The sequence below is a fragment of the Amycolatopsis sp. NPDC006131 genome (assembly GCF_040614175.1).
GTDB lineage: Bacteria > Actinomycetota > Actinomycetes > Mycobacteriales > Pseudonocardiaceae > Amycolatopsis_E > Amycolatopsis_E tucumanensis.
In genome coordinates this window covers 1-6374 of sequence record NZ_JBEXTX010000201.1, presented here as the reverse complement: position 1 = coordinate 6374, position 6374 = coordinate 1, and the positions used below count along the sequence as shown (strand labels likewise).

4 protein-coding genes are annotated in these 6374 nt (G+C 71.1%); 3 read left to right on the top strand and 1 reads right to left on the bottom strand.

Features of this window, described 5'->3' with window-relative positions; translation table 11 throughout:
• A partial coding sequence (gene gltB / locus ABZ215_RS42835; protein ID WP_354956619.1) for a glutamate synthase large subunit occupies window positions 1-3098 on the bottom strand: 3098 nt, incomplete at its 3' end.
• Between the two features lie 542 nt (window positions 3099-3640).
• On the opposite strand from gltB, the gene ABZ215_RS42830 reads away from it, so the two are divergent.
• The 3 genes from ABZ215_RS42830 to ABZ215_RS42820 all read left to right on the top strand — a co-directional run.
• The gene (locus ABZ215_RS42830) at window positions 3641-4543 is read left to right on the top strand and encodes an ABC transporter substrate-binding protein (RefSeq protein ID WP_354956621.1); all 903 of its coding nucleotides are present in this window, start codon (window positions 3641-3643) and stop codon (window positions 4541-4543) included.
• A complete protein-coding gene (locus ABZ215_RS42825) occupies window positions 4536-5564 on the top strand; it encodes an iron ABC transporter permease (RefSeq protein WP_020419670.1) in 1029 nt (342 codons plus the stop codon). The genes ABZ215_RS42830 and ABZ215_RS42825 overlap by 8 nt, the downstream gene beginning before the upstream one ends.
• On the top strand, window positions 5561-6374 hold an 814-nt coding region (locus ABZ215_RS42820; protein WP_354956617.1), incomplete at its 3' end, for an ABC transporter ATP-binding protein. The genes ABZ215_RS42825 and ABZ215_RS42820, both read left to right, overlap by 4 nt.

Below are 6374 nucleotides of genomic sequence, written 5' to 3'. Positions count from 1 at the left end.
ACGTGGATGCGGGCCTGCTCGTTGGCGTTCTTCAGGTCGTGGATCAGCTGCGCCAGGTCCTCGATCGAGTAGATGTCGTGGTGCGGCGGCGGCGAGATGAGGCCGACGCCCGGCGTGGAGTGCCGGGTGCGCGCGATCCACGGGTACACCTTGTTCGGCGGCAGCTGGCCGCCCTCGCCGGGCTTGGCGCCCTGCGCCATCTTGATCTGGATGTCGTCGGCGTTGACCAGGTACTCGCTCGTCACGCCGAACCGACCGCTGGCGACCTGCTTGATCGCGCTGCGCCGCTCGGGGTCGTAGAGCCGCTCCGGGTCCTCGCCGCCCTCACCGGTGTTGGAGCGGCCGCCGATGCGGTTCATCGCGATCGCGAGCGTCTGGTGCGCCTCGGCCGAGATCGAACCGTAGGACATCGCGCCGGTGTTGAACCGCTTGCAGATCGACTCGACCGACTCGACCTCGTCGATCGGCACCGGGGCGCGGCCTTCCTTGCGGAACTTGAACAACCCGCGCAGCGCGCCGCCCTCGCGGGACAGGCGGTGCACCTCTTCGGTGTACTTCCGGTACACCTCGTCGCGGCGCGTCTTGCTGGCGTGCTGCAGCAGGAACACGGTCTCCGGGGTGAACAGGTGCAGCTCGCCCTCGCGGCGGTAGGCGTACTCGCCGCCGCTGTCCAGGCGGCGGTGCACCCGGTCGGTGGGGTTGTCCGGGTACGCCCGCCGGTGCCGGACGGCGACCTCCTCGGCGAGCACGTCGAGACCGACGCCGCCGAGCTTGGACACCGTGCCGGTGAAGTACTCGTCGAGCAGTTCCTGCGACAGCCCGAAGGACTCGAACACCTGCGCCGCGGTGTAGGCGCCGACGGTCGAGATGCCCATCTTGGACATGATCTTCAGGACGCCCTTGACGAGCGCGTTGACGTAGTTGCGCACGGCCTTGCGCGGCTCGATGCCGGTGATCGCGCCCTGCGCGATCATGTCCTCGATCGTCTCGAAGGCCAGGTACGGGTTCACCGCGGCCGCGCCGTAACCGAGCAGCAGCGCGATGTGGTGCACCTCGCGGGCATCACCGGTCTCGACGACGAGCGCGACGCGCAGCCGCTCCTTGGTGCGCACCAGGTGGTGGTGCACCGCGGAAACCAGCAGCAGCGACGGGATCGGCGCCATCTTGTGGTCGGAGTCCCGGTCGGACAGCACGAGCGTGCGCGCGCCCGCCGCGATCGCCTCGGACGCCTCGCGGCGCACCCGCTCGATCGCCTCCGCCAGCGCCTTGCCGCCGCCGTCCACTTCGAACAGTCCGGACAGGACGGTGCAGGCGAAGCCGGGCAGGTCGCCGTCGTCGTTGATGTGGATGAGCTTGGCCAGCTCGTCGTTGTCGATGACCGGGTACGGCAGCTGGATGTGCCGGCACGAGGCCGGGCCAGGGTCGAGCAGGTTGCGCTCGGGACCCATGATCCGGCTCATCGACGTGACCAGCTCCTCGCGGATCGCGTCCAGCGGCGGGTTGGTCACCTGGGCGAAGGCCTGCTTGAAGTAGTCGTAGAGCTGCCGCGAGCGCTTGGACAGCACGGCGGGCGGGGTGTCGGTGCCCATCGAGCCCAGCGGCTCGGCGCCCTTCTCGGCCATCGGCGCGAGCAGGATCTTCAGCTCCTCTTCGGAGTAGCCGAAGGCGAGCTGGCGGCGCAGCACCGAGTCGTGGCTCTGCGTGACGTGGTCGCGGTCCTGCAGGTCGGCCAGCTGCAGCAGGCCGGCGTGCAGCCACTCCTCGTACGGGTGCTGCTTCGCCAGCTCCGACTTGACCTCGTCGTCGGCGACGATGCGGCCTGCCTCGGTGTCCACCAGGAACATGCGGCCCGGCTTGAGGCGGCCCTTCGCGACCACCTGGTCCGGCGGCACGTCCAGGACGCCGGCCTCGCTGGCCAGCACGACGCGGTCGTCGGCGGTGCGCCACCAGCGGCACGGGCGCAGGCCGTTGCGGTCCAGCACCGCGCCGACGAGCGTGCCGTCGGTGAAGGTGACGCACGCGGGGCCGTCCCACGGCTCCATCAGGCTGGCGTGGAACTGGTAGAACGCGCGGCGCTGGGCGTCCATGGTCGCGTGGTTCTCCCACGCCTCCGGGATCATCATCAGCACGGCGTGCGGCAGGCTGCGACCGCCCAGGTGCAGCAGTTCGAGCACCTCGTCGAAGGACGCCGAGTCGGACGCCTCCGGCGAGCAGATCGGGTACAGCCGGGTCAGGTCGCCCGGGATCAGGCCCGATTCGAGCAGCGCCTCGCGGGCCCGCATGCGGTTGCGGTTGCCGCGGATCGTGTTGATCTCACCGTTGTGCGCGACGAACCGGAACGGGTGCGCCAGCGGCCACGACGGGAACGTGTTGGTGGAAAAGCGGCTGTGCACCAGCGCGATCGCGCTGGTGAGCCGCGGGTCGCGCAGGTCGCCGAAGAACGCGGGGAGCTGCTCGGGCGTGAGCATTCCCTTGTAGACCAAGGTGCGCGAGGACAGCGACGGGAAGTACGTGCCGCACTCGGCCACGACGCTCTCGTGCTCGACGCGCTTGCGCAGGCAGAAGGTGAGCCGGTCCAGGTCCAAGCCCGAGGGCCGCACGCCCTCGGCGTCCGGCCTGCCCGCCACGAACAGCATGGCGAAGTGCGGCATCACCGAACGCGCGGTGGGGCCGATGTCCGCCCCGTCGGCGTCGACCGGGACCTCGCGCCAGCCCAGCACCTCGAGGCTCTCCTCGTCGGCGAGGCGTTCGATCAGCGCCACGGCCTTGCCGCGCGCCTCCTCCTCGGCGGGCAGGAACGCGATGCCCGCCGCGTAGCGGTGGTGGCCCTGCGCGTCGGGTTCGGGCAGCTCGAAGCCGGCTTCCTCGCGAAGCAGCTGGTCGGGCAGCTGCACGAGGATCCCGGCGCCGTCGCCGGAAGTCGGTTCGGCGCCCGCGGCGCCCCGGTGGTCCAGGTTGATCAGCGCCGTCAGCCCGTCCGTGACGATGGCGTGCGTGCGCCGGCCCTGAATGTCGGCCACCATCGCCACACCGCAGGAATCCTGCTCCATGGCAGGGTCGTACAGGCCCTGCTTGCCCGGGTTGGCGGAGAAGATCATGCGGGGACCTCCTTCGTCGTCTCAATGCTCAGTTCGGAAAGTTCCCCCGGTACTGCTGCAGGGACGACGATGGCCCTTGGATTAGCGCGACCTTAACACCCAGGAAACATGACGGCACCCTCTCGGAGTGTGGATTTTCTCATCCGATCGGTAACGATCTGGCTGCGAGGAACGACGTCGTTCTTGATGGGCTGGTTCGGTTCTGCTTACCGAGCATACGCGTCGCGCGATCCCATCAAGATTACGCGAGGATCCCGCCCGGCGGCCAGATTCGCCGGTGGTAGCGTTCCTCACGCTGGTCAGCGGCTTGCCGACCAGTGACGCGGCGGCCGCGAAACCGGTGGGAACCCGGTGCTGTGCCGCAACTGTGATGACTCGGGTGCGCTCCGTGCTCACCCGGTCGAGCCAGGTCGCCTGCCGCCGCGCCGACGCCTTTCGCCTCCGGCTCAGGGGTGCGGCGTCCGTTACGCCTGGGTGCGGGACGGGGCCCCGGGACGCCGGCCGGAAACCGAGGTCTTCCCGTGTTCCGTCGTATCGCACCGTTGTTCGCCGTTCTACTCGTACTCACCGGGTGCGCCACCCGGCCGTCCGAGGATTCGACCGCCCCACCCGAAACGCAGGGCGCCTTCCCGGTCACGGTCGCCGCGCCCGGCGCACCGGCGGTGACGCTCGACCGGCAGCCGCAGCGGATCGTGTCGTTGTCGCCCGCCGCCACCGAGACGTTGTTCGCGCTCGGCGCGGGACCGCAGGTGGTCGCCGTCGACTCGGCGTCGAACTTCCCGGAGCAGGCACCGCGGACCCAGTTGTCCGGCCTGAGCCCGGATCCGGAGGCGATCGCCGCCTACCGGCCCGACCTCGTCGTGGTCTACGCCGACACCACCGGCCTCGCCGACGCGCTGGCCAGGACCGGCACCAAGACCCTCGTGATGCCCGACGCGAAGACGCTCGACGACGCCTACGCGCAGTTCGAGGTGCTGGGCAAGGCGACCGGGCACCAGGCCGAGGGCGAAAGCCTGGCCCGGCAGACCCGCGACGACATCGACAAGATCGTCGCGGACACCCCGAAGCGGTCGCTGACCTACTACTGGGAGCTGGACCAGACGTTCTACAGCGTGACCTCGGCGACCTTCGCCGGGCAGGTCCTCACCCGGTTCGGCCTCACCAACATCGCCGACGGGACCGATCCGAACGCCTCCGGCGGCTACCCGCAGCTGTCGGCCGAACGCATCCTGCAGTCCAACCCGGACCTGATCTTCCTCGCGGACAGCAAGTGCTGCGGGCAGAACGCGCAGACCGTCGCCGCCCGCCCGGGCTGGAACACGTTGACCGCTGTGCAACGCGGACAGGTGATCGCCCTCGACGACGACATCGCCTCGCGCTGGAGCCCGCGGATCGTCGAGCTCGTCCGCACGGTCGCCGACGCGATCACCAAGGCCGGTGCCTGACACCCGCACGCGGCTGCGAGCCCCGGTCCTGGTCGCCGGGCTCGTGGTGCTCGTGGCCGTCCTGCTGTTCGCCGTGCTCGTCGGGGCGAGCGACCTCGGCTGGCAGCGGGTGCTCGCCGAGATCTGGGCGCAGGTCACCGGCGGGCAGTCGCCGCTGTCCGCGCGGGAGGCCGCGATCGTGTGGCAGCTGCGGGTGCCGCGGGTCCTGCTCGCCGGGATCGTGGGCGCGGCGCTCGCGGTGTCCGGGGCGACGTTCCAGGGCGTGTTCCGCAACCCGCTCGCCGACCCGTACCTGCTGGGCGCGGCGGCCGGGGCGGGCATGGCGGCCACGCTCGTCGTGGTGTTCGCCCCGGCGGTCAGCGGGTGGGTCGTCGGCCCGTTGCCGCTGGCCGCGTTCGCCGGCGCGCTCGGCGGGGTCGGGCTGAGCTGGCTGGTCGGCCGCTCGGCCGGCGGCAGCACGAGCACGCTGCTGCTGGCCGGGGTCGCGGTGGCGTCGTTCCTCACCGCGATCCAGACGTTCGCGCAGCAGCTGAACACGGAGACGATCCGGCAGGTCTACACGTGGATGCTGGGCGGGCTGAACGTGAGCGGGTGGCGGGAGGTCCTGATCGCGGTGCCGTACGTGGCGGTCGCCGCGGTCGTGCTGTGCCTGTCGGCGCGGCTGCTGGACGTGCTCGCGCTCGGCGACGCGGAGGCGGCATCGCTGGGGCTGCGGCCAGGCCGGATCCGGCTGGTCGTGCTGGCGGCGGCGTCCCTGGCGACCGCGGCGGCGGTGTCGGTGAGCGGGCTGATCGGGTTCGTCGGGATCGTGGTGCCGCACGTGGTGCGGATGCTCGCCGGGGCCAGCTACCGGGTGGTGATCCCGCTGTCGCTGGTCGGCGGCGCGGCGTTCCTGGTGCTGGCCGATCAGCTGGCGCGCACGGTCATGCCGGGCGAGCTGCCGCTGGGCGTGGTCACCGCGTTCACCGGGGCGCCGTTCTTCGCCTGGATCCTGCGCTCGTCGCGGAGGAGGTTCTCGTGACCGCGTTGTCGTTGCGCTCGGTGCGGGCAGGCTACGGCGATTGCCCGGTGGTGCACGGGGTGTCGGTCGAGGTGCCGCCCGGTGGCTGGCTGGCGATCGTCGGCCCGAACGGCGCCGGGAAGTCCACTTTGCTCAAAACGGTGGCGGGACTCCTGCCGCCGCAAGGGGAAGTGCTCATCGACGGCAGGTCGGGGTTGCCGCGCAAGGAACTGGCGCGCGTGGTCGGTTACGCGCCCCAGGACCCGGCCGTGCCAGCGGGCCTGACGGTGACCGACTACGTGCTGCTCGGCCGGACGCCGCACCTGGGCCTGCTCGCACGGGAAAGCCGCGCGGACTTGTCCATTGTGGAGGACGTGCTGGCCCGGCTGGACCTGGGTGCGCTGGCGGGCAGGCGAATGGACATGCTCTCCGGCGGCGAACGCCAGCGGGCGGTCCTGGCGCGGGTGCTGGCGCAGCGGGCGAGCCTGCTGCTGCTCGACGAGCCGACCACGGGCCTGGACATCGGGCACGCGCAGGCGTTGCTGGAGCTGATCGACCGACTGCGGCACGAGGACGGGATCACCGTGGTGTCGACACTGCACGACCTGACGTTCGCCGCGCAGTACGCCGACCAGCTCCTCCTGCTCGACGACGGCCGGGCAGTCGCCGCCGGACCGCCCGCGGAGGTGCTCACGACGGAGACGCTGGCCCGGCATTACGGCGCAGCGGCGGAAGTCCGCGTGGGCGACCATGGCGAACTAGCCGTGCTACCGATCCGCCCGACGAACCGCTCCGGCCGCCCCAGATCCGCCACCAGCAGGTACATGCTCG